The following is a 23,183-nucleotide window of genomic DNA, read 5'->3' on the forward strand; positions in this document are numbered from 1 at the left end:
CGTGCCTACGCGCGCAGGGTGATCGCGGGACCGAGCACGTCCCCCTGCAGGAGGTCGAACCCCCAGCCGATGCACTCCTCGACCAGCAGGGAGTCGGAGACCCGCTCCGCGATCAGCCGGGCGCCGTGCTCGCGCGCAAGCTGCACGAGGGAGGAGCCCTGCCGGCGGACGTCTCGGCAGTCGATCTTCACGAAGTCGGCGTAGGGCATCATCGCGACCTGGTCCGGCTCCGCAGCGAAGTCGTCGATCGCGATGAGGTATCCGCGCAGCCGCAGTCGCTCCAGGCCGGCGATGACCGCGTCGTCCGCCGTGACGGACTCGACGATCTCGAGCACCAGACGTCCTGCGTGAGCGGGGAGCGGGCGGTCGTCGACCAGGAACGAGCGGGTGATGTTCACGAACGCAAAGGTCGTGGCCACGGGGGGACCGTCTCCGAAGAGGACCTCTAGCACCGACGCCGTGGCGACGTCCTGGCGGTCGGAGCGCCACCGGTCGACCTGCGCGGGAAGGCCGTCACGGGACCGGTAGAGGAACTCGTTGCCGAACAGGCGGCCGTCCGTCGTCCAGATGGGCTGGGACGCGATGGGGAGCCGCGAAGGGAGAGCGGGGGAGGCGACGGACGCGATCACGCTTGATGAGAGCGTCGCGGCGTGGCTTCATGACGCGGGTTCACCCGATCGGAGCAGCCGACTGTGACGGAGCACATCAGCGGATGGGGCTAGAGGCGGACGCGGCGAGCGCTTGCCCGGTCGAGCACGCCGGCGCGCTCGAGCAGGTTGCCCTGGAACAGCGTGAACCCGAGCTCCCGCGCGTGCTGGAGGGTGTCCGGCGACTCCACGTACTCGGCGACCAGCAGGGCGCCGTACGACCGGGCGAGGTGGACCACGGGCGACCCTTCGACGTCCAGGTCTCGCACGTCGATCTTCACGAAGTCCGCGTGAGGCAGGAGGCGACGCTGGTTCGGGCTGCTCACGAAGGCCGGCACTGCGACGCGGAACCCTTCCTCACGCAACCGGCGGATGCCTGAGAGCACTGCCGAGTCGACCGTGACGGCGTCGTTCACCTCGATCACGAGGCGGTCAGGGCGGCGTGGGATGGGCAGATCGCCCACGAGGTACGCGCGCGGGCACCGGACGAAGAGCAGCCTGCCGTTGGCGACGTTCTCGAGGTCGGCGCGGCCGAACGTGGCGCCGAGCACGTGAGCGGTCGCCCGCTCGTGCTGGTGGGAGCTCCACGACATCGCGCTCGCAGTGAGCTGGTCGGGGGACCGGAACGACAGCTGGTAGGCGAACGGGCGCCCATGCTCCGAGAAGATGCCCTGTCGCGCGACGAGCACCGGCTCGTGAGAGATCCGCTGCGCCCACTCCTGCCGAAGGGCAAGAGGGATGGCGTCCTCCACAGCGGCCGCGAGGTGCGCGAGCCGCCCGTCGGCGTCGTCGGGTGTCATGGGATCTATGACACCACATGTTCGCCGCTGTGAACCGCTCCGGGGCGGGTGGAATTCTGGCGTGTCGTCGAGGCCCCGTTGCGAGAGCTGCGTCGAACCGGGATCTTTCACCCATTCAGGGCCGGACCGGTGAGTAACGGGAGACACGGTGCGAGTCACAGGCCATCATGGGCACCACCCGCACGCCCGCACGACACAGAAGATGGAGCACTGCCCATGCCCAGAACGCTCAAGTCCGCCCTCGTCGCCCTCTCCGTGCTCGGGTTCCTGACCCTCGCGCCGAGCTCAGCCCTCGCCGACGGCGCGAGTGACACGGTGTTCTCCGGCGGAGCCAGCGGCTGCTGCCGCCTCATCAACTGACCTCCCGCGAAGCACAGCAGAGGCCGACAACACGCGGTCTCTGCGGGGGTGGTGCATCCGGGGGACGTCACACATACAATGACTGTTCATGACCACGATTGCTGACCGGGTGCGCGACGCTCGGCTCGCCGCAGGGTTGTCGCAGACCTCCCTCGCGGGCTCCGCGTTCTCGCCCAGCTACATCTCTCTGATCGAGGCGGGTCATCGTGAACCGACCGACTCCGCGCTCGCCGTGCTGGCTACACGCCTCGGCACGACCCTCGAGTACCTGAAGCACGGCGAAGACGGACCCAACGAGGCACGCACACGCCTCGAGATCGACTACGCCAAGCTCGACATGACGCAGGGCGACGCCGTCGGTGCGAGACGCAGGCTCGAGGCGCTGGACCTCGAGATCGTCTCGCCGTCGGTCCGCCTCGAGGCGCTGACCACGCTGGCGAACGCGTTCGAGGTCCTGGGTGACCTCGAGGCGTCGGTCGCGATCCTCGAGCCGCTGCTGGCGGACTCGCGGGCTCGCACGCACCACGTCGAGTCGGCCAAGCTGGCCAACGCGCTGGTGGCGTCCTACCTCGAGGCCGGCGACCTGCACCGCAGCGTCGAGGTCGGTGAGCGCACGCTCGACGAGCTCGAGGCGGCCGACCTCACCGGGACGGACGAGCACCTGCGTCTGGCGTCCACAGTGCTGTGGGCGTACGTCGAGCGTGGTGACCTCCTGTACGCGACCCATCGGGCCGCCGAGCTCGTGCGGCTCGCGGAGTCGCTGGGCAGTCCTCGAGGTCGGGGGAGCGTCTACTGGAACGCGGCGCTCGTCGCGGAGCAGCGACGCGACTACGAGCTCGCGCAGCGGTACACGGAACGGGCGCTCGGGCTCCTGTCCGAGGGCGAGGCTGACCGTGACCTGCCTCGTCTGCGGCTCAACTACGCGTGGCTGCTGCTGCGGTCCGACCCGGTGGACCCGCGGGGTGCGCTGGAGCAGATCGAGCGTGCGGCGCCCGGTCTCGCCGTCCTCGGCTCGGAGCTCGACCTGGCACGCGTCGACGTCGAGAGCTCTCGGGCGCACCTCCTGCTCGGTGACATCGACGCCGCAGAGCGGTTCGCCACGGCCGCGCTCGAGCGGCTGGGGGACCCGCCGCGTCTCGAGACTGCTTTCGCCCAGCTCTCCCGCGGCGACGCGCTGCACGCGCGTGGCGATGTCGTGGGTGCGGCGCGGGCCTACGAGTCGGCGGCGGACCTGCTCGGCATGATGTCGGCATCCCGGCACTCGGCGTCGGCGTGGCGCGACCTGGGAGACCGGTACGCCATGCACGGCGACAGCGCCGCAGCGGCGCAGGCGTACGACCGCGCGTTGCGCGAGGCAGGCTTCCGTCCCACGATCCCGCTCAGCTCCTGGGAGACCTGGTCGCTGATCTGATCGAGGTCGGAGAACAGCGAAGGCGTCACCCCGCAGGGGGGGTGACGCCTTCACTGTGTCTCACGCTCGACGAGGGCGACACACAGCGGAAGGCGCCACCCTCGGGTGACGCCTTCGCTGCTGCTCGTGCCGCTGATCGCGGCGACTGGCGGTCACGGCAGTGCCGTGACCCGCTCAGCGGATGATCAGAGTGCGCCGACCGACTTCGCCAGCGCCGACTTCTTGTTGGCGGCCTGGTTCTCGTGGATGACGCCCTTCGAGACGGCCTTGTCGAGCTTGCGCGACGCCTCGACGAGAGCCGTCGAGGCGGCGTCCTTGTCGCCACCGGCAACAGCCTCGCGGACGCGACGGATGTGCGTCTTGAGCTCGGACTTCACCGCCTTGTTGCGCAGGCGCGCCTTCTCGTTGGTGGTGATGCGCTTGATCTGGGACTTGATGTTGGCCACGTGTGGACTCTCTTGTGCGTTCGCCGAAGCGATCTGACAGGTCTAGAGGGCGCGCACAGCTCCGGGACATGGGCGTGGGGATACCCGCGGAGAGGAACTGGGCTTGTGCCCGCCGACCCGGGCGGACACGCGAATCACCATGTTAGCAGGCAGGGCGCCGATGGCCGAACCCCGTGATCCGTCTCACCAGCCGTGCGTGGCACGCAGCGCCGCGGCCACCTGGTCGAACAGCGCGCGCTCGACGATCGCGCCCTCGCGGCGGACGGCGGAGGGATGCAGCCGGAGCACGCGGTCCAGCCGCACCTCGCTGGGCCGCCGCCGGGAGTCCCACGCCCCGGAGCCGATGTCCATCCACACCCGACCTCGACGGGCCTCCAGAGCGGCATCGCGCGAGTGGTCCTTGCTGGTGAGCATCAGGCCGAGCAGGTCGTCGGCGTCGCGCCCGATGACCAGGACGGGCCGGTCCTTCCCCTGGCGCGGGTCGTCCTCGAACGGGACCCACGCCCAGACGATCTCGCCGGGGTCCGCGTCGCCGTCGAGCACCGGGGCGTACTGGAGCCGGACGGTGCCGAGGTGATCGGGCAGGGGCGCCGGCGCCGGACCCGGTCCGCGGGACGCGCCCGTCAGGCGGGCGACACCGTCGCGGACTGCTCGTCGAACGCGGGTCCAGCGCGAGCTCATCGTCACGGGGCCGACCGTACCGGGCGGGCGGGGTTCCAGGTGGGGCGCGTGGTCGGACAGGCCGACCCGCCGTGGTGCTCCACGTAACGCGGCGTTATCACCGGGCGGATACTGTCCGGATCATGGCCGACCTGTTCGACGACTATCCGACCGGACCGGCGTGGGACGAGATGATCGATCCCGACGGTGGTGGCTCCCGCACGGCGTACAAAGGGTTGCACCGCGCGCTCGCGCAGCTCAGCGCCGGAGAGCTGCGCGCGCGGGCCGAGACGCTCGCCCGCTCCTATCTCGCGCAAGGCGTGACGTTCGACTTCGCCGGCGAGGAGCGCCCGTTCCCTCTCGACGTCGTGCCTCGCGTGCTCGCGGGCGACGAGTGGGAGCACGTGGCACCCGGCGTGGCGCAGCGCGTCCGGGCGCTCGAGGCGTTCCTGGCTGACGTCTACGGCCCGCAGCGCGCGATCGCCGACGGGGTGATCCCACGCAGCGTCGTCGTCTCGTCGACCAACTTCTTGCGCGCCGCCCGCGGGATCGAGCCGCCGAACGGCGTCCGTGTGCACGTCTCGGGCATCGACCTGGTCCGGGACAGCCTGGGGGGCTGGCGTGTGCTCGAGGACAACGTGCGGGTGCCCAGCGGGGTCAGCTACGTGCTGTCCAACCGCCGGGCGATGGCCCAGACGTTCCCGGAGCTGTTCGCCGCGCTCCGGATCCGCCCGGTCGCCGACTACCCGCGGCGGCTCCTCGCCGCGCTGACCGCCGCGGCTCCGTCGGGCGTCGACGAGCCGACGGTGGTCGTGCTGACCCCCGGAGTGTTCAACAGCGCCTACTACGAGCACTCCCTGCTGGCCCGGATGATGGGGGTCGAGCTGGTCGAGGGGCGCGACCTGTTCTGCTCCGGCGGGCGGGTCTGGATGCGCACGACGGAGGGCCGGCGCCGGGTCGACGTCATCTACCGGCGGGTGGACGACGACTTCCTCGATCCCGTCGTGTTCCGCAACGACTCGTACCTGGGCAGCCCCGGGCTCATGACGTGCGCGCGCAACGGCACCGTCACGATCGCGAACGCGGTGGGCAACGGGGTGGCCGACGACAAGCTCGTCTACACCTACGTGCCCGACCTCATCCGGTACTACCTGAGCGAGCAGCCGATCCTGCGCAACGTCGACACGTGGCGCCTCGAGGAGCCGGACGCGCTCGAGGAGGTGCTGGACCGGCTGGACGAGCTCGTCGTCAAGCCCGTCGACGGCTCGGGCGGCAAGGGCCTGGTCGTCGGGCCCAAGGCGTCGCCGGCCGAGCTGGCGAAGCTCAAGGTGCGGCTCCGGGACGACCCGCGCGGGTGGATCGCGCAGCCCGTCGTGCAGCTGTCGACCGTGCCGACGCTCGTCGAGGACGGCCTACGGCCCCGGCACACCGACCTGCGACCGTTCGCGGTGAACGACGGCGAGTCCGTGTTCGTGCTCCCCGGCGGGCTCACCCGCGTGGCGCTCCCCGAGGGCGAGCTCGTCGTCAACTCGTCGCAGGGCGGCGGCTCCAAGGACACCTGGGTGCTCGGCGGGGCGGTGCCGCGCCGTGCCGTGCGGCACCAGTCGGACCTCCCGCAGGCCGTCGGGCAGGACTCGGCAGTCCCCATCGACTCCAACCCCAATGACGTGCGTGCCCAGGTGATGCAACAGCAGCAGGGCCGCACCCGCACCACCACAACTTCACACGGAGGTGACGCGTGCTGAGCCGGATCGCAGAGTCGTTGTTCTGGATCGGTCGCTACGTCGAGCGCGCGGACGACACGGCCCGTCTGCTCGACGTGCACGTGCAGATCCTGCTGGAGGACCCCTGGGCCGAGGAGGACCTGGCCTGCCGGTCGCTGCTGTCCGTGATGGACCGCGCGGCGCCACCCGTGCACGTCGAGGTCGGGCGTGAGTTCGTGCTCGACATGCTCGCGTACGACCGGTTCGCCCCGTCGTCCATCGCGGGATCGCTGGTCTCGGCGCGGGAGAACGCCCGCCGTGCACGCGAGATCATCTCGACCGAGCTGTGGGAGTGCCTCAACGCGACGTGGAACCAGCTGCCGTCGCACATGAGGCCCGCGCGTCCGCACGACTACTTCACGTGGGTGCGGGAACGCGCGGCCATCGTCGCGGGGATCATGGACTCGGCCACGTCGCGCGACGACACCTGGAACTTCATGGTCCTGGGCCGGTCGATCGAGCGTGCGGACATGACCGCGCGGCTGCTGACCACGCGAGCGCTCGCCGGCTCGGCGGGACCGAGCTGGACCACGCTGCTGCGGTCCTGCGGTGCCCACGAGGCCTTCCTGCGGATGTACCGGGGGGCCGCGTCCGACGAGCGGGCGGCCGGCTTCCTGCTGACCGACCGGCTGTTCCCACGGTCCATCGTCTTCGCGCTCAACCAGGCCGAGGCGTGCCTGGCGAACCTCGAGGGCGCGTCCGACCGTGCGGCCGTGGACGACGCACGGCGGCACATCGGCTACGTGCGCACCAACCTCGAGTACCGCCCGCTCATCGAGGTCCTCGACTCGCTGCCCAAGGAGATGGAGCGGGTGCAGCGCGCGTGCTCCGCGGCCTCGGACGCGATCCGCGGACGGTACTTCCCGAGCGCGTCGTCGACGAACTGGGTGGGAGAAGCACTGTGAGTGAGCCGGAGGGCGGGGTCGCCCGCAGGGTCGCGAACGAGGAGGCGCTGTGAGTGAGCCGGAGGGCGGGGTCGCCCGCAGGGTCGCGAACGAGGAGGAACTGTGAGCAGGCTTCGGGTCGTGCACACGTCGACGTTCCGGTACGGGAGCGCCGTGCTGGCGTCGTACAACGAGGCGCGGATGACGCCGCTGTCCCAGCAGGGGCAGACGGTGCTGGAGACGCGGATCGACGTGCAGCCGCACACCGGCTGGCACGAGTACCGCGACTACTGGGGGTCCGCCGTCTCGGCGTTCGAGGTGCTGACGCCACACGAGTCGATGGTGATCACCGCCGAGCACCTGGTCGAGGTCGCCGAGCGGGCGCCGCTGCGCACCCCGGCGAGCTGGGACACCCTACGTGGTGCGGAGCTGCGCGACCGGCTGGCGGAGTTCCTCTCGGACACGCCGACGACCGCGCCCCCCGAGGACGTGGTGGAGCTCGCGAAGCAGGTGGCGGGGGACCTCGAGCCCGCGGACGCTGCGCTCGCCGTCGCCACCGCGCTGCGCGACGAGATGGAGTACATCCCGGGCGTCACCACCGTGCACACCCCGGCCTCCGAGGCGTGGACCGCGCGGGCGGGTGTGTGCCAGGACATCGCGCACCTCGTGGCAGGGGCGCTGCGTGCCATCGGGATCCCGGCGCGGTACGTCTCCGGCTACCTGCACCCCGACTCCGATGCGCCCGTCGGGACGACCGTGCTCGGTGACTCGCACGCGTGGGTCGAGTGGTGGGTGGGCGAGTGGTGCGCGTACGACGTGACCAACCGCGTCGTCGCCGGCGACCACCACGTCGTCCTCGCCCGAGGGCGGTCGTACGACGACGTCCCGCCGCTGCGCGGGATCTACGCCGGTGCCGGCACGCAGGCTGCGGAGGTCCAGGTGCAGATCACGCGCGAGGCCTGAGGGTCAGGGCGTCAGCCGCCGTCCGAGCGCGTCGTCGAGCGCGGCGACCTCGCCCTCGACGGTGAGGCGCTCGTCGGCGCGCGTGGTACGCCCCCAGAGCAGCAGGGCGAGCGCTTCGGAGGGGCCCGACACCGTCGCGGACGGACGGGTCGACCCGCCGAGCAGCCAGGAGCGCCCGGTGTCGTCCGCGACCAGCCCGACCGGCGCGGGCAGCGGCTCCATGCGCCCCATCCGCTCCTGACGCGGCTGCATGAAGGTGACCACCTCGTCGACGGTGTCGGCCCAGATCCTCGGTTCGACGCTCAGGTCCAGCCCGCCCGCCACGCGCAGGTCCCACAGGTGCACCAGCGTCTCGTGGGTCTGTCGGCGGTGCCAGAACGAGGCCGGGCCGTTCTCGGCGAGCGTCCACGCCACCGCGTCAGGCCCGAGCTCCGTGAGGGTGTCCCGCAGCTCTGCGGCGCAGCCGGCGTAGAGCTCCTCGAGCACGAACGGACCGCGGCCCAGCGGCGTCTCCTGCCGGCGGCGCGCCTGCGCGGCCGCCCAGTGGTGGACGCGGGCCAGGTGCACGACGAGGTCCTTGACGCGCCAGCGGCCGCACCACGGCACGGGCGTGGTCGGGTCCACCAGCGGGATCGTGGCGAGGAAGTCGTGCTGCAGACCGCTGAGCACCGTGAGCAGGTCGGTCGGCGCATCGGCTCGGCCCGTCGTCATGGGACCATGGTGCGATAGACCACCGACAGCCGACCAGGCCGTCACCGGTCACCGTACGTCGGGAAGGCGCCAGCACCTGCGCCGCCCGACTCCGACGCCAGGAGCAGTCCGCTTGTCCCCGATCCCGAGTGCAGCCGCCTCGTCGCGCATCCACCCCGCGGCCACGGCGCCCGAGCTGCTGCGCAACTTCTGCATCATCGCGCACATCGACCACGGCAAGTCCACGCTGGCCGACCGCATGCTCCAGCTCACCGGTGTCGTCGACTCGCGGGCGATGCGCGCGCAGTACCTCGACCGGATGGACATCGAGCGCGAGCGCGGGATCACGATCAAGTCGCAGGCCGTGCGCATGCCGTGGGGCGTGGAGGACAAGGCGTTCGCGCTGAACATGATCGACACCCCGGGGCACGTCGACTTCACGTACGAGGTGTCCCGCTCGTTGGCCGCCTGCGAGGGTGCCGTGCTGCTGGTGGACGCCGCGCAGGGCATCGAGGCGCAGACGCTGGCCAACCTGTACCTGGCGCTCGAGAACGACCTGACGATCATCCCGGTGCTCAACAAGATCGACCTGCCGGCCGCGCAGCCCGAGAAGTACGCGGAGGAGCTGGCCAAGCTCATCGGCGGGGAGCCCGAGGACTGCCTGCGGGTGTCCGGCAAGACCGGCGCGGGCGTCGTGGAGCTGCTGGACAGGATCGTCGAGCTGGTCCCGCCGCCCACCGGAGACGCGAACGCCCCGGCGCGCGCGATGATCTTCGACTCCGTCTACGACACGTACCGCGGAGTCGTCACCTACGTCCGCGTCATCGACGGCAACCTGAACCCGCGCGAGAAGATCGTCATGATGTCGACGCGCGCGACCCACGAGCTGCTCGAGATCGGCGTCATCTCCCCGGAGCCCGTGCCGACCAAGGGGCTGGGCGTCGGCGAGGTGGGCTACCTCATCACGGGCGTGAAGGACGTGCGCCAGTCGAAGGTCGGCGACACGGTCACCAACGCGAGCAAGCCCGCCGCCGCGGCCCTGGGCGGGTACTCCGACCCCAAGCCGATGGTCTTCTCGGGCCTCTACCCGATCGACGGCACCGACTACCCGATCCTGCGCGACGCCCTCGACAAGCTGAAGCTCAACGACGCGGCGCTGAACTACGAGCCGGAGACGTCGGTCGCGCTCGGCTTCGGGTTCCGCGTGGGCTTCCTCGGTCTCCTGCACCTGGAGATCGTGCGCGAGCGCCTCGAGCGCGAGTTCGACCTCGACCTCATCTCGACCGCCCCGAACGTCGTCTACGAGGTCACGCTCGAGGACAAGACGGTGGTCACGGTGACCAACCCGAGCGAGTTCCCCGCCGGCAAGATCGGCGACGTGAACGAGCCGATGGTCAAGGCGACCATCCTGTCCCCGAGCGAGTTCATCGGCGCGATCATGGAGCTCTGCCAGACCAAGCGCGGCGAGCTGCAGGGCATGGACTACCTGTCCGAGGACCGCGTCGAGCTGCGGTACGTGCTGCCGATGGCGGAGATCGTGTTCGACTTCTTCGACCAGCTGAAGTCCAAGACGCGCGGGTACGCCAGCCTCGACTACGAGCGCATCGGCGACCAGGTGGCCGACCTGGTGAAGGTCGACATCCTGCTCCAGGGCGAGACGGTCGACGCGTTCAGCGCCATCGTGCACAAGGACAAGGCCTACGCGTACGGCGTCATGATGACCGCCAAGCTCAAGGACCTCATTCCGCGCCAGCAGTTCGAGGTGCCCATCCAGGCGGCCATCGGCGCCCGGATCATCGCGCGCGAGACCATCCGTGCCATCCGCAAGGACGTCCTGGCCAAGTGCTACGGCGGCGACATCACCCGCAAGCGCAAGCTCCTGGAGAAGCAGAAGGAGGGCAAGAAGCGCATGAAGACGATCGGTCGGGTCGACGTGCCGCAGGAGGCCTTCATCGCCGCGCTGTCCAGCGAGCCCGCGGGATCGGCCGGCGGCAAGGACGCGAAGAAGAAGTGAGTCCCGCCCTCCCTGAGGGTGACCAGGCGCCGGACGACGGCCGCCTGCCGGCCTCCGTCGTCGCGGGGGCCGACGCGCGTGCGTTCGGCGTCTACCTGCACGTGCCGTTCTGCACGGTCCGCTGTGGGTACTGCGACTTCAACACCTACACGGCCACCGAGCTGGGCGGCGGCGCGAGCCAGCACGCCTACGCCGACACTGCGCTGCGCGAGATCGAGCTGGCCGCGTCGGTCGTGGCTGACCTCCCGCGCCGTCCGGTGAGCACGGTCTTCGTCGGAGGCGGAACGCCCACGGTCCTCGCGGTGCCGGACCTCGCGCGGATGCTCGGCGGCGTCCGCGACGCGTGGGGGCTCGTCGATGACGTCGAGGTCACCACCGAGGCGAACCCCGACTCGGTCACGCCGGAGTCGCTCGCCGCTCTCGCCGACGCCGGATTCACGCGTGTCTCGTTCGGGATGCAGTCCGCGGTGCCGCACGTCCTGGCGACGCTCGACCGCACCCACGACCCCCGACGCATCCCGGACGTCGTGCGATGGGCTCGCGAGGCCGGCCTCGCGGTGTCCCTCGATCTCATCTACGGCACCCCGGGGGAGTCCCTCGACGACTGGCGCGCCAGCGTCGAGTCCGCCCTCGCGACGGGTGTCGACCACGTGTCCGCGTACGCGCTCGTGGTCGAGGCGGGCACACGGATGGCCGTCCAGGTGCGCCGGGGCGAGCTCGAGCTGCCCGACGGTGACGACCAGGCCGCGAAGTACGAGCTGGCCGACGACCTGTTCGAGGCCGCCGGGCTCGGGTGGTACGAGGTGAGCAACTGGGCGCGCACTCCCGCCGACGCGTGCCGGCACAACCTCAGCTACTGGCGGGGCGACGACTGGTGGGGGATCGGTCCGGGTGCGCACAGCCACGTCGGCGGCGTGCGCTGGTGGAACGTCAAGCACCCCCGCGCGTACGCCGACCGGCTGGACCGGGGACTGAGCCCCGCCGCCGGCCGGGAGACCGTCACGGGCGACGGGGCCGTGCTCGAGCGCCTCATGCTCGGCGTCCGGTTGGCTGCAGGGATGCCGCTCGACGACCTGCCGGCGGACTCCCGTCGGTCGGTGGCCGGCCTCGTCGCGGACGGGCTCGTCGACGGGCACGCGGCCACGGGCGGGCGGCGGATCGTCCTGACTCGTCGCGGTCGGCTGCTCGCCGACGCGGTCGTGCGGACGTTGGTCAGCTGACCGCTCCCCGGGTGGGTATGACCCGGCACAGCGAGCCGCAACCTGCTCGTCGCGACACAGGCCGCGTCATGGCCCGCCGGGGTGCGGTCAGCGCACGAGCTCGAGGCTGAACGGGTAGCGGTAGGGGCCGCCGCGCTGGACGGCGACGGCTGCCAGGACGCTCAGGACGAGGCTGATGATGCTCACGGCGATGAAGCCGAGCCGGCCGACGAAGCCGATGACGGGGATCGAGCGGACGATCGCGCAGGCGACGAGCCCGATCAGGACGGTCAGCTGGAAGTTCAGTGCGACCCGCGCCTCCTCGGCGGCCCCGCTCGCCTTCTCGCGGTTCACCAGCCAGATGACGAGTGCCGGCACCCAGCCGACGTAGAAGTACGCGAGGATCCCACCTAGGTGCGCAAGCATGCCCAGGGTCCGGGTCTGGTCCGCGCTGCTCGGCGGCGGGCTCTGCGGGTGCTCGTACGACATCGTGGCTGCTCCTCGTCCGGGCCGTCGACGTGACGGCAGGCGCAGCCTACCGACGGAGGAGGGGTCGCGTCGGCCATGGCGACGCACCTGTGATCCTGCCGTTCCTTGACACACGACCGCCGCCCCAGGTTCGCTGCTCCGTGGGCGATGACCGCCCTGCGACCAGGGAGGCCACGCATGAGCGAGAACCCCGGCGGTACGCCGCCGCCGCGCGACGACGACCCCGCGAAGCCGGTCACGCCGGGCGAAGCGCCCGACAGCGGTCCGACGGAGCCGCCGACCGCGCCGGACCCGGCCGAGCCGCCCTCGCCGGACGCACCACCCGTCCCGCCGGCTCCCACGGCGCCGCCCGCTCCTCCGCCGCCGCCTCCATATGGCCAGCCGCCCGCGGGGCCGCCGCCGACCCCCTCGTACGGGCAGCCGCCGGCCGGATCCCCCTACGGGCAGCCACCCGCCGGCTCATCGCCCTACGGCCAGCCCGCTCCGGGCGGCTACCCGCCGCCCGCTCCCGGCTACGGTCAGGCCCCTCCCGGCTACGGCCAGGCCCCTCCCGGCTACGGCCAGGCCCCTGGCGCCTACCCGCCGCCGGTCGGCGGCTACGGCCCGCCGGTGCAGGCGTCCCCGATCGGTGAGGCGTACTCCTACGGCTGGAAGAAGTTCACGCAGCACGGGGGCCTGTTCATCGGTGCCGCGCTCGTGTGGTTCGTCGCCGCTGCCATCGTCCTGCTCATCGTCGGGCTGGTCTTCGGCGGTTTCGGAGCACTCCTCGACCCCGACGGCGACGGGATGCGGTCGATCTTCAGCATCGCGCTCTCGTTCGGAGCCATCATCCTCTCTGCGGCGACCTTCCTGATCGGCTACCTGATCCAGGCGGCATTCATCCGCGCCGCGCTCGACGTGACCGAAGGCCGACAGCTCTCCTTCGGGGACTTCTTCACGTTCAGGGACCCGGGTCCGATCCTGCTCACCGCCCTGCTGCTCTCGGGGATCAACCTCGTCCTGAACATCGTCCCGGTGTTCGGCGGTCTGCTCTCCGTCGTGGCCGGCTTCCTGCTGCTGTTCACCTTCTGGTTCGTCATCGACAAGCACCTGAGCCCGGTCGACGCCATCAAGGCCAGCTACCAGCTCGTCACGGCGAACCTGTCGACGACGCTCCTGTTCTACCTGCTGACGGCGGTCGTCCTCGTCGCGGGTGCCCTCCTGTGCGGCATCGGGCTGCTCGTCGCGGTCCCCGTCGCGCTCCTCGCGACGGCGTTCCTGTTCAAGCGGCTGCTGGGCGACCCGATCGCGGCCTGATCCCGGGGTGGGGTGCCCGGTCGCGTCCTCGGCGGCCGGGCACCGTCACGCGGTGACGAAGTCGATGAGCTCCTCGACGCGGCCGAGCAGGCTCGGCTCGAGGTCGGCGTAGCTGCGCACCGAGCGCAGGATGCGCTGCCAGGCGCGGGCGACGTCCGCCTGCTCGTCGGCGGGCCAGCCGAGCTCGCGCAGGATCCCGCGCTTCCACTCGGTGCCACGCTCGATGACGGGCCACGCGTCGAGCCCGATCCGCTCGGGCCGGACGGCCTGCCACACGTCCACGTACGGGTGACCGAGCACCAGAACCGATCCGGCCGGTGTCCCGCGGACGGCCTCGGCGGCGATCCGGCTCTCCTTGGACCCGGTGACGAGGTGGTCCACGAGCACGCCGACGCGTCGCCCGGGGCCGGGTGCGAAGTCGCGGAGGGCGTCCTGCAGGTTGTCGACGCCGTCCAGCAGCTCGACGATGACGCCCTCGAGCCGCAGGTCGTCGCCCCAGACCTTCTCCACCAGCTCGGCGTCGTGCTTGCCCTCGACCCAGATCCGGCTGCCGCGGGCCACCCGTGCGCGGGCGTCGTGCACCGCGACCGATCCCGACGCGGTGCGGGTGGGCCGGGCGGGCGCCGGGGTGCGCCCGGGCGCGGTCAGAGCCACGGGTTCGCCGTCGAGCCAGAAACCACGGCCCAGCGGGAAGGTGCGGGTCCGGCCGCGCCGGTCCTCGAGCACCACCACGTGCTGGCCCCCGGACTTCTCGACGCGGACGACGGCGCCGACCCACCCGGTGGTGACCTCCTCGACGACGAGGCCGGTCTCGGCGGGCTGCGGGCGGCTGGTGCGGGTGGGTCGGTGGTGCGTCGAGGCGGAGCCTCCGAGCACGTCCGAGCCGTAGCGGTCGTCGTTCACCCGGGCAGCCTAGGGGCGCGGTCCACGGCAGGGCTCGAGGCGCGCGGCCGTCGCCCGCGTCGGCCGCGGCGCGCGGCGTAGCATTGGCACTCGTGCGCGGCGAGTGCCACCCCGCGACACAGGCAGACACGGGCCGGCCGCGGCCTGCCGGGCCGGCGAGGACGACGAGGGAGGCGACATGAGCGAGGACAGACGGCTGGACGTGCTGCGCGCGATCGTCGAGGACTACGTCGCCACCAAGGAACCGGTCGGGTCGCGCGCACTCGTCGAGCGGCACTCGCTCGGCGTCTCGCCCGCGACCATCCGCAACGACATGGCGGCGCTCGAGGAAGGCGGCTACATCGCGCAGCCGCACACGTCCGCGGGTCGCGTCCCGACGGACAAGGGCTACCGGCTGTTCGTCGACCAGCTCTCGACCGTCAAGCCGCTGTCCAGCCCGGAGCGTCGCGCCATCGGCACGTTCCTGGAGACCGCGCAGGACCTCGACGACGTCGTGGACCGCGCGGTCCGGCTCATCGCCCAGCTGACGCACCAGGTCGCGGTCGTGCAGTACCCCTCGCTGCGGCGCTCGGCGCTGCGGCACGTGGAGCTCGTGCCGGTCGGCATGCGGCACCTGCTCGTCGTGCTCATCACGGACACCGGGCGCGTCGAGCAGCGGACCCTCGAGCTCGGCGCCGACCTCGACGAGTCCGTCGTCGCTCGGCTGCGCACCCGGCTCAACGTCAGTGCCGCCGGTCGTCGCCTCTCCGAGCTGCCCTTGGCGCTCGGTGAGCTGGCCGAGGGCTTCGCCCCGGCGGACAAGACCCTGGTCAACGCGGTGGTCGCCGTCGTCGAGGAGACGCTCGCGCAGGAGAGCGAGGAGCGCGTCGTGCTCGCCGGCACGGCCAATCTCGCGCGGGTGGGCAGCTCGGACGTGCGGTCCATCGGCCCCGTCCTGGAGGCGCTCGAGGAGCAGGTCGTTCTCCTGCGCCTGTTCTCGGAGATGGCCGAGGACTCCGCGGCCGTGGCGGTCCGCATCGGCCGGGAGACCCAGCACGACGGGCTCATCGAGACGAGCTTCGTGACCACCGGCTACGGCGACGAGGGTGGCGGGTCGGTCGCGCGCATCGGCTCGATCGGCCCGCTGCGCATGGACTACCCCGGCACCATGTCCGCGGTCCGCGCGGTTGCCCGGTACCTGACCCGGATCCTGGCGCAATGACAGGTGCACCGGTCGTCGCGGCCCCTCCCAGAAACACCACCAGAAGCACCACCACCGCAATCACCACCTTGATCAACGCTGGAAGCGAGCCGAACCTCACGTGACCGACTACTACGAGATCCTCGGCGTGCCGCGCGACGCGAGCCCCGAGCAGATCAAGAAGGCGTACCGCAAGCTCGCGCGCGAGCACCACCCCGACGTGGCGGGGACGGACGCCGGTTCGGAGGACACGTTCAAGGACGTCTCCCGCGCCTACGACGTGCTGGGCAACCCCGAGAAGCGCCGCGCGTACGACCTGGGCGGCGACCCGTCGTCCCCGGGCGGCGGCATGGGCGGCGGGTTCGGTTTCCAGGACATCTTCGAGACGTTCTTCGGTGCCGCGACCGGCGCCGCCGCGCAGCGTGGCCCCATCCCGCGCGCGCGTCGTGGGCAGGACGCCCTCGTACGGCTCGACCTCGACCTCGCGGACGTGACGTTCGGCGTGCACAAGGACGTCCCGGTGGACACCGCGGTCGTCTGCCCGACCTGCAGCGGCTCGTGCTGCCGACCGGGCACGTCGCCGCGTACCTGCGAGGTGTGTGGCGGTCGCGGCTCCGTCCAGCGTGTCGCCCGGTCGTTCCTCGGCCAGGTCATGACGACGCAGCCGTGCGCGGCGTGCCACGGGTTCGGCACGGTCATCCCCGAGCCGTGCACCGAGTGCTCCGGCGAGGGCCGGGTGCGCTCGCGGCGCACCCTGAGCGTGGACGTGCCCGCCGGCGTCGACACGGGGACCCGGATCAAGCTCACCGGCCAGGGCGAGGTCGGCCCCGCCGGCGGCCCCGCGGGCGACGTCTACCTCGAGGTCCGCGAGCGCAAGCACGACACGTTCGTGCGCCGCGGTGACGACCTGCACGCCACGCTCGAGGTGCCCATGACGGCGGCGGCCCTCGGCACGGTGCTCATGCTCGACACGCTCGACGGCCCGCGCGAGGTCGACCTGCGGCCCGGCACTCAGCCGTCCCAGATCGTGTCGATCAAGGGGCTCGGCGTCGGCCACCTGCACGCCGCCGGCCGAGGCGACCTGCACGTCCACGTCGAGGTGCACGTCCCGACCGCGATGGACGACCAGCAGGCGGAGCTGCTGCGCCGGCTGGCCGCGCTGCGCGGCGAGGAGCGTCCGGAGGCGCGGCTGGCCGCGTCCAGCTCGGGCGTGTTCGCCAAGCTGCGCGACAAGCTCTCGGGTCGCTGAGCGTGACCGTGCCGACGGTGCCGACAGGGACATGAGCGCGCCCGTCTTCCTCGCCGAGCCCGGCACGCTCGACGGCGTCACCGAGGGTGCCACCTACCTCCTCGACGGCACCGAGGGCCGGCACGCGGGCGTGGTGCAGCGCCGCGGCCCCGGCGAGCGGGTCGATGTCGTCGACGGTGCCGGCGTGCGCCTGCTCGGGGTGGTCGGTGCGGTGTCGGTCGACGGTGTCCTCGTGCACGTGCAGGGACGGGTCGTGGAGCCGGCCCCCGCGGTCGCGCTGGTGCTCGTGCAGGCGCTGGCCAAGGGTGACCGGGACGAGATGGCGATCGAGGCCGCCACCGAGGTGGGCGTCGACGCGGTGGTGCCGTGGCAAGCGGAGCGGTCGATCGTGGTGTGGCGCGGCGAGCGTGCGGCCAAGAGCCGCGCACGCTGGCTGGGGACCGTGCGGGCGGCGGCCAAGCAGTCGCGCCGGGCACGGGTGCCGGCGGTCGAGGTCGCGCTGGACGCCCGAGGGCTGGTCGAGCGGGTCCGCGCCGTCGTGGCCGCGGGGGGCGCCGCGCTCGTGCTGCACGAGGACGCGAGCGAACCGCTCGCGTCGGCAGGCCTGCCCGAGGTGGGCGAGTGCCTGGTCGTCGTCGGTCCCGAGGGCGGGATCGGCGAGGGTGAGCTGGGCCGGCTCGTGGAGGCAGGGGCGCGTGCCGTGCGCCTCGGCCCGCACGTGCTGCGCACGTCGACCGCGGGGCCGGTCGCGCTCGCGATGCTGGCCGAGCGACTGGGCCGCTGGGCCTGATCCGCCGGTCCCCGGAAAGCCGTGGGGAATGCGGTGGGAGCCGCCTCGTAGACTGAGGACGTCTTTCCGTACCGGCACCTCGAACGCACACCGACCTAAGGAGCGCACGGCGCACGCCGAGCACATGGTTGAGTCCACTTCCACAGCGCGTAGCTCCGGTGCGCCCGCGCGCGTCGAGCACCGGATCAGCGTCCCCTCCGAGGTCTCGATGGTCGAGCTGCTCGGCCTGCGGGACGAGGTCCTGAGGACCATCGAGTCCGGGTTCACGGGCGTCGACATCCACGTCCGCGGCAACGAGGTGACCCTGGCCGGCCCGGTCGGGGACGTGGCGCTCGTGTCACGGCTCGTCGACGAGCTGGTCGAGATGGCGGCCGGCGGGACTCCGCTCACCGCCGAGGTGGTGACCCGCTCGGTCGCCATGCTGACCGCGGCGTCGAGCGCCCGGCCGGCGGACGTCCTGTCGTTCAACATCCTCACCGGCCGTGGTCGGACTATCCGCGCGAAGACGTCGGGGCAGAAGGACTACGTCGACGCGATCGAACGGCACACCGTGACGTTCGGCATCGGACCCGCCGGCACCGGCAAGACGTACCTCGCGATGGCCAAGGCCGTGCAGGCGCTCCAGGACCGCAAGGTGCACCGGATCGTGCTCACGCGGCCGGCGGTCGAGGCGGGGGAGCGGCTCGGGTTCCTGCCCGGCAGCCTCTCGGACAAGATCGACCCGTACCTGCGCCCGCTCTACGACGCGCTGCACGACATGGTCGACGCCGAGTCCATCCCGCGGCTCATGGAGGCGGGGACCATCGAGGTCGCACCGCTGGCGTACATGCGCGGCCGGACCCTGAACGACGCGTTCATCATCCTCGACGAGGCCCAGAACACGTCCGTCGAGCAGATGAAGATGTTCCTCACGCGGCTCGGCTTCGGTTCGAAGGTCGTCGTCACGGGGGACATCACGCAGGTGGACCTGCCGTCGTCGCAGACCTCGGGGCTGCGCGTGGTCGAGCAGATCCTGCAGGGCGTCGATGACGTCGCATTCTGCCGCCTGACGTCGTCGGACGTCGTCCGGCACCGACTGGTCAGCGAGATCATCGACGCGTACGCGCGCTGGGACAGGAGCTGAGGCGGCCGTGAGCGTCGAGGTGAACAACGAGTCCGGGTACGACGTCGACGAGGCGGAGTTCGCCGCGCTCGCGCGCTACGTGCTGGACGAGATGCACGTGCACCCGCAGACGGACCTGTCGATCCTGCTCGTCGGGACCGACGTGATGACGGACCTGCACGTCAAGTGGATGGACGAGCCGGGGCCCACCGACGTCCTGTCCTTCCCGATGGACGAGCTGCGCCCGGGACGCGAGGGCGACCTGACGCCCGCCGGCCTGCTCGGCGACGTCGTGCTCTGCCCTGAGGTCGCCGCGCAGCAGGCCCGCACCGCGGGTCACTCGACCGCCGAGGAGCTGCTGCTCCTGACTACCCACGGGATCCTGCACCTGCTCGGGTACGACCACGCCGAGCCGGAGGAGGAGAAGGAGATGTTCGCCCTCCAGCGCCGGCTGCTGCTGACGTTCCTGGCGTCCCGATGACGGACGTCCCCGTCGCGCTGCTCGTCCTGGTCGCAGCGCTCGGCATCCTCGCGGCCGCCGCGCTGTCCGCCGGCGAGGTGGCGGTCGTCCGGATCCCGCGGGCGGCGGTCGCCGAGCTGCTCGCCGAGGGGCACCCCGCCGCAGCCCGCGTCCGGGCCCTGACCGAGCACGACGCGCGGGTGGCGTCGGCGGCGGCGTTCGTGCGGCTGCTGGCCGAGATGACCGCGACGGTGTGCATCACGCTCGTGGTCGCGTCGGCGGACCTGCCCTGGTGGGCCGTGCTGCTCGTCGCGGTGACCGCCTGCGGGCTCGTGGCGTTCGTGCTGGTGCGGGCGAGCCCGCGCACGCTCGGCCGCAGGCACCCCGTCGCGGTGGTGACGCGGCTCTCCCGCGTGCTCGTGGCCGTGACCGCGGTCGCCGGTCGGCTGGGCGCCGCCGGGCGACCCGGGGCGGGGACTGCGGCCGAGGACGAGGACGAGCTGCGCGACATGGTGCAGCGGGTCAGCGAGTCGGAGGTCATCGAGGTCGAGGAGCGGGAGATGTTCCGGTCCGTCCTCGAGCTGGGCGACACGCTCACCCGCGAGGTCATGGTGCCGCGCACGGACATGGTGACCACGCACGAGGACACGACGCTGCGCAAGGCGCTCGCTCTGCTGCTGCGCTCCGGGTTCTCCCGGGTCCCGCTCGTCGGCGACTCCGTGGACGACCTGCGCGGCGTGCTCTACCTCAAGGACGTCGTCGGCCGGCTGCCCATCGCGCCGACCGGCCGGTCGGACCGCCGGGAGCAGGAGGCGATGCTTGACGCGCCGGCGTCGTCGCTCGCGCGGCCGGCGGTGTTCGTGCCGGAGTCGAAGCCGGTCGACGAGCTGCTGCGCGAGCTGCAGAGCGGCTCGTCGCACATGGCCATGGTGGTCGACGAGTACGGCGGCATCGCCGGCCTCGTGACCATCGAGGACGCCCTCGAGGAGATCGTCGGCGAGCTGACCGACGAGCACGACCCGACCGCACCGGTGGTGGAGGAGCTGGATCCGGGGGTCTTCCGGGTTCCCGCGCGACTCGGCCGGGACGAGCTGGGCGAGCTGTTCCACCTCGAGGTGGACGACGAGGACGTCGACACCGCGGGCGGCCTGCTGGCCAAGGCTCTCGGCAAGGTCCCGCTCCCGGGCTCCGCGGGCGACATCCACGGGCTGCACCTCGTCGCCGACCGGGTCGAGGGCCGGCGCCGCCGGCTCGCCACGGTGCTGGTCAGCGTGGTCGACAGCTCGGAACGACCGACGGACACCCCCACCCCGGGCCGCGCCCCGACCGACACCCACGGAGCCACCCGATGACCTTCCACTCCGGATTCGCCTGCTTCGTCGGGCGACCCAACGCCGGTAAGTCGACGCTGACCAACGCGCTCGTCGGCCAGAAGGTCGCCATCACCTCCGGGCGTCCGCAGACCACCCGGCACACCGTCCGCGGGATCGTGCATCGGCCCGACGCGCAGCTGATCCTCGTCGACACCCCCGGCCTGCACCGTCCCCGGACGCTGCTCGGGGAGCGCCTGAACGCGCTGGTCAAGGACACGCTCACCGAGGTCGACGTGGTCGGGTTCTGCCTGCCCGCGGACCAGCGGGTAGGGCCGGGGGACCGGTTCATCGCCGAGCAGATGACCGAGCTGGCGCGTGACGGCCGCGGGACGCCGGTGGTCGCCGTCGTCACCAAGGCGGACCTGGTGGGCAAGGGCAAGCTCGCGGAGCACCTCATGGCGGTGCAGGCGCTGGGCGAGTGGGCGGACATCGTGCCGGTCTCGGCCACCTCCGGGTACAACGTGGACGTGCTGGAGAACGTGCTGATCGGGCACCTGCCGGAGGGCACCGCCCTGTACGCCGACGGTGAGCTCACCGACGAGCCCGAGGCGGTCATGGTCGCGGAGCTGGTCCGCGAGGCCGCGCTCGAGGGTGTGCGCGACGAGCTGCCGCACTCGCTGGCCGTCGTCGTCGACGAGATCGTGGCCCGTGACGAGCCGGCCGCGAACGGCGTGCCCATGCTGGACGTGCGGGTGCACCTCTTCGTCGAGCGGGACAGCCAGAAGGCCATCATCATCGGCAAGGGCGGCGCGCGGCTGCGCGACGTGGGGAGCCAGGCGAGACGCGAGATCGAGGCGCTCCTCGGCGCGCGCGTGTACCTGGACCTGCACGTCAAGGTGGCCAAGGACTGGCAGCGCGACCCCAAGCAGCTCGGAAAGCTGGGCTTCTGACCATGCTGAGATCGGGTGGACGCGTGGTGTCACGCGCGGGCGCGGACGTGGACCGGCGCGTGGGCCGGTCCTACCGGGTTGCCGCGAGCACCGCGCTCGGGGTGCTGATCCTGGCGGTCCTCGGCGCCGTCACGGGACCGCAGTGGGACCCGGTCCCGCTGCTTGACCCGCTCGTCGTGGAGACGTCGTCGACCGCCATCGGCTCCGCCGCACCCGTGCCGGAGTACGACGTGCGCACGTCCGTCGTCTCGGTCCAGCTCGACGGTGCGACCGTCGACGCCCAGATCAGCGAACCCGTCGGGCTCGACGGCCCCAAGCCGGGAATCGTGTTCGTGCACGGCGCCGGCACCGGGCGCTACGACACGGCCTTCCTCGACCAGGCGCACGCGCTGGCGGCCTCCGGGATCGTGGCGATGGTGCCGAACAAGCGGCTCGACACGTACACCACCCGGCACCGCGACTACGTGGCGATGGCGGCGGACTACGAGGCCTCGGTCGAGGTGCTGCAGTCCTACCCCGGGGTGGACCCCGAGGCCGTCGGCATCTACGCCGAGAGCGAGGGCGGCTGGATCGCGCCGATCATGGGCGCCCGGGACCCGTCGATCGCGTTCGTCGTCCTGGTGTCCTCCCCGGTGGTGCCGCCGCGCGAGCAGGCTGCGTTCGCCGTCGACTCCTACCTGCGCAACACCGGCGTGCCGCACGGGGTGTTCCGGGCGATCCCTCGCGCCGTCGGCATGTCGCTCCCCGGCGGAGGGTTCGAGTACGCCGACTTCGACGTCACCCCGTACCAACGAGAGATGCGGCAGCCGGTCTTCGTCGTGTACGGCACGGGCGACGCCTCCATGCCCGTCATCCAGGGCGCCGAGCAGGTTGTCGATGACACCGCCGTCGCCGGGAACGATGACGTCACCGTCCGGTACTACGAAGGCGCCAACCACGGCATCCGCGTCGACGGGGACGTCGACGCCGCGTTCCTGCGCGACCTGTCCGGCTGGGTGCTCGGTCTGCCCGCCACCGGCGACGCTGCGCCCCGGATCGCCGGGGCGCAGCCGGTGCAGACGTACGTCGCGGAACCTGTCCCGCAGCCCCGGTGGTTCGGCGACGGCAACGTCGTCCTGACCCTCGCCATCGTCTCGGTGGCACTGATCCTGCTCGGGCCGTTGGCTGTCCTGTTCGCGCGCGGCGTCGAGGAGGCCACGGACCGGGTGCGGCGACGTCGGGGAGCTGTCGTGACCGTCGCCGGACCCCGGTTCGCGCGCGGGGTGCTGCCACGACTGGTCGCCCTCGGCGCCGGTGCGATCCTCACGGTGCTCGCACTCGTCTGGTACATCGTCGCGGTCGCGCGCCTCGCGCTCGACTACCAGCGCAACGACCTCGTCGTGCAGGGCGGCTGGGTCCTCGTCCGGGTGCTGGGCATCGCGGTCGTCGTCGTCGGGGTCCTGCTCCTGCGCCGCTGCCGTCGGATCCGTCTCTCCGGTGGCGTCCCGGCGCCCGGATTCGTGCGGACGTCCGTCCTGTGGGCGGGCGTCATAGGCTCCGTCGTGCTGCTGGTGATCCTGGCGTACTGGGGTGTCTTCCAGCTCGGGATCTGACGACGGATGACCACGCAGTGGT

The 23,183-nt window shown here is 71.9% G+C and carries 23 protein-coding genes; 16 read left to right on the plus strand and 7 right to left on the minus strand.

Features of this window, described 5'->3' with window-relative positions:
- Nucleotides 1–5: 5 nt before the first annotated feature.
- Both ASG23_RS14780 and ASG23_RS14785 read right to left on the minus strand, forming a co-directional pair.
- Entirely contained in the window at nt 6–629 is a 624-nt protein-coding gene (locus ASG23_RS14780) for an EAL domain-containing protein (protein ID WP_235521136.1), read from the minus strand.
- An 89-nt stretch (nt 630–718) separates the two neighbouring features.
- Entirely contained in the window at nt 719–1,447 is a 729-nt protein-coding gene (locus ASG23_RS14785; RefSeq protein WP_056026448.1) for an EAL and HDOD domain-containing protein, read from the minus strand.
- Nucleotides 1,448–1,663: 216 nt separating this feature from the next.
- Here ASG23_RS14785 and ASG23_RS19970 point away from each other — a divergent pair, with 216 nt between their 5' ends.
- A complete protein-coding gene (locus ASG23_RS19970) occupies nt 1,664–1,807 on the plus strand; it encodes a hypothetical protein (protein ID WP_157465689.1) in 144 nt (47 codons plus the stop codon).
- Between the two features lie 88 nt (nt 1,808–1,895).
- Nucleotides 1,896–3,218, plus strand: a complete 1,323-nt coding sequence (locus ASG23_RS14790; RefSeq protein WP_056026451.1) for a helix-turn-helix domain-containing protein — start codon at nt 1,896–1,898, stop codon at nt 3,216–3,218.
- A 185-nt stretch (nt 3,219–3,403) separates the two neighbouring features.
- Here ASG23_RS14790 and rpsT read toward each other — a convergent pair whose 3' ends face one another.
- Nucleotides 3,404–3,664: a 30S ribosomal protein S20 gene (gene rpsT / locus ASG23_RS14795; protein WP_056026454.1), complete on the minus strand. Its 261-nt coding sequence runs from the start codon at nt 3,662–3,664 to the stop codon at nt 3,404–3,406.
- 183 nt (nt 3,665–3,847) lie between these two features.
- A complete protein-coding gene (locus ASG23_RS14800; protein WP_082516333.1) occupies nt 3,848–4,345 on the minus strand; it encodes a type II toxin-antitoxin system PemK/MazF family toxin in 498 nt (165 codons plus the stop codon).
- Nucleotides 4,346–4,467: 122 nt separating this feature from the next.
- Here ASG23_RS14800 and ASG23_RS14805 point away from each other — a divergent pair, with 122 nt between their 5' ends.
- The 3 genes from ASG23_RS14805 (at nt 4,468) to ASG23_RS14815 (ending at nt 7,934) form a co-directional block, all read left to right on the plus strand.
- Nucleotides 4,468–6,069: a circularly permuted type 2 ATP-grasp protein gene (locus ASG23_RS14805; RefSeq protein ID WP_056026457.1), complete on the plus strand. Its 1,602-nt coding sequence runs from the start codon at nt 4,468–4,470 to the stop codon at nt 6,067–6,069.
- Nucleotides 6,063–6,992, plus strand: a complete 930-nt coding sequence (locus tag ASG23_RS14810; RefSeq protein WP_056026460.1) for an alpha-E domain-containing protein — start codon at nt 6,063–6,065, stop codon at nt 6,990–6,992. Before ASG23_RS14805 ends, ASG23_RS14810 begins: the two co-directional genes overlap by 7 nt.
- Nucleotides 6,993–7,094: 102 nt before the next feature.
- Nucleotides 7,095–7,934, plus strand: coding sequence for a transglutaminase family protein (locus tag ASG23_RS14815; protein WP_056026465.1), 840 nt, complete (start codon nt 7,095–7,097; stop codon nt 7,932–7,934).
- A gap of 3 nt (nt 7,935–7,937) precedes the next feature.
- Here the strand turns inward: ASG23_RS14815 and ASG23_RS14820 are convergent, their stop codons facing one another.
- The gene (locus ASG23_RS14820) at nt 7,938–8,645 is read right to left on the minus strand and encodes a maleylpyruvate isomerase family mycothiol-dependent enzyme (protein WP_056026467.1); all 708 of its coding nucleotides are present in this window, start codon (nt 8,643–8,645) and stop codon (nt 7,938–7,940) included.
- A 112-nt stretch (nt 8,646–8,757) separates the two neighbouring features.
- Here ASG23_RS14820 and lepA point away from each other — a divergent pair, with 112 nt between their 5' ends.
- Together lepA and hemW are read left to right on the plus strand one after the other, a co-directional pair.
- Nucleotides 8,758–10,638 carry a translation elongation factor 4 gene (lepA, locus tag ASG23_RS14825; RefSeq protein WP_056026471.1) on the plus strand — a complete coding sequence of 627 codons (1,881 nt, stop codon included), beginning with the start codon at nt 8,758–8,760 and terminating at the stop codon, nt 10,636–10,638.
- Entirely contained in the window at nt 10,635–11,858 is a 1,224-nt protein-coding gene (gene hemW, locus ASG23_RS14830) for a radical SAM family heme chaperone HemW (RefSeq protein ID WP_056026475.1), read from the plus strand. The genes lepA and hemW overlap by 4 nt, the downstream gene beginning before the upstream one ends.
- A gap of 87 nt (nt 11,859–11,945) precedes the next feature.
- Here hemW and ASG23_RS14835 read toward each other — a convergent pair whose 3' ends face one another.
- Nucleotides 11,946–12,326: a DUF4870 domain-containing protein gene (locus tag ASG23_RS14835; protein WP_056026478.1), complete on the minus strand. Its 381-nt coding sequence runs from the start codon at nt 12,324–12,326 to the stop codon at nt 11,946–11,948.
- A 177-nt stretch (nt 12,327–12,503) separates the two neighbouring features.
- On the opposite strand from ASG23_RS14835, the gene ASG23_RS19975 reads away from it, so the two are divergent.
- Nucleotides 12,504–13,622 carry a hypothetical protein gene (locus ASG23_RS19975; protein WP_157465690.1) on the plus strand — a complete coding sequence of 373 codons (1,119 nt, stop codon included), beginning with the start codon at nt 12,504–12,506 and terminating at the stop codon, nt 13,620–13,622.
- Between the two features lie 45 nt (nt 13,623–13,667).
- On the opposite strand, the gene ASG23_RS14845 is transcribed toward ASG23_RS19975, so the two are convergent.
- Entirely contained in the window at nt 13,668–14,525 is an 858-nt protein-coding gene (locus ASG23_RS14845; RefSeq protein WP_056026483.1) for a DUF3097 domain-containing protein, read from the minus strand.
- Between the two features lie 178 nt (nt 14,526–14,703).
- On the opposite strand from ASG23_RS14845, the gene hrcA reads away from it, so the two are divergent.
- The 8 genes from hrcA to ASG23_RS14885 all read left to right on the plus strand — a co-directional run bounded on the left by hrcA (nt 14,704) and on the right by ASG23_RS14885 (nt 23,161).
- Nucleotides 14,704–15,726, plus strand: a complete 1,023-nt coding sequence (gene hrcA / locus ASG23_RS14850) for a heat-inducible transcriptional repressor HrcA (RefSeq protein WP_056026485.1) — start codon at nt 14,704–14,706, stop codon at nt 15,724–15,726.
- Nucleotides 15,727–15,826: 100 nt separating this feature from the next.
- Nucleotides 15,827–16,954 carry a molecular chaperone DnaJ gene (gene dnaJ / locus ASG23_RS14855; protein WP_056026488.1) on the plus strand — a complete coding sequence of 376 codons (1,128 nt, stop codon included), beginning with the start codon at nt 15,827–15,829 and terminating at the stop codon, nt 16,952–16,954.
- Between the two features lie 31 nt (nt 16,955–16,985).
- A complete protein-coding gene (locus ASG23_RS14860) occupies nt 16,986–17,744 on the plus strand; it encodes a 16S rRNA (uracil(1498)-N(3))-methyltransferase (RefSeq protein ID WP_056026491.1) in 759 nt (252 codons plus the stop codon).
- 124 nt (nt 17,745–17,868) lie between these two features.
- Nucleotides 17,869–18,867, plus strand: a complete 999-nt coding sequence (locus ASG23_RS14865) for a PhoH family protein (protein ID WP_056026494.1) — start codon at nt 17,869–17,871, stop codon at nt 18,865–18,867.
- Between the two features lie 7 nt (nt 18,868–18,874).
- Nucleotides 18,875–19,327 carry an rRNA maturation RNase YbeY gene (ybeY, locus tag ASG23_RS14870; RefSeq protein WP_056026497.1) on the plus strand — a complete coding sequence of 151 codons (453 nt, stop codon included), beginning with the start codon at nt 18,875–18,877 and terminating at the stop codon, nt 19,325–19,327.
- On the plus strand, nt 19,324–20,658 hold the full coding sequence (locus tag ASG23_RS14875) for a hemolysin family protein (protein WP_056026500.1): 1,335 nt from the start codon (nt 19,324–19,326) through the stop codon (nt 20,656–20,658). The genes ybeY and ASG23_RS14875 overlap by 4 nt, the downstream gene beginning before the upstream one ends.
- Nucleotides 20,655–21,569 carry a GTPase Era gene (era, locus tag ASG23_RS14880; protein WP_056026503.1) on the plus strand — a complete coding sequence of 305 codons (915 nt, stop codon included), beginning with the start codon at nt 20,655–20,657 and terminating at the stop codon, nt 21,567–21,569. Before ASG23_RS14875 ends, era begins: the two co-directional genes overlap by 4 nt.
- Before the next feature lie 23 nt (nt 21,570–21,592).
- Nucleotides 21,593–23,161 carry an alpha/beta hydrolase family protein gene (locus ASG23_RS14885; RefSeq protein WP_327019474.1) on the plus strand — a complete coding sequence of 523 codons (1,569 nt, stop codon included), beginning with the start codon at nt 21,593–21,595 and terminating at the stop codon, nt 23,159–23,161.
- The last annotated feature ends 22 nt before the right edge of the window (nt 23,162–23,183 follow it).

This window comes from Cellulomonas sp. Leaf395 (assembly GCF_001424125.1).
GTDB lineage: Bacteria > Actinomycetota > Actinomycetes > Actinomycetales > Cellulomonadaceae > Cellulomonas.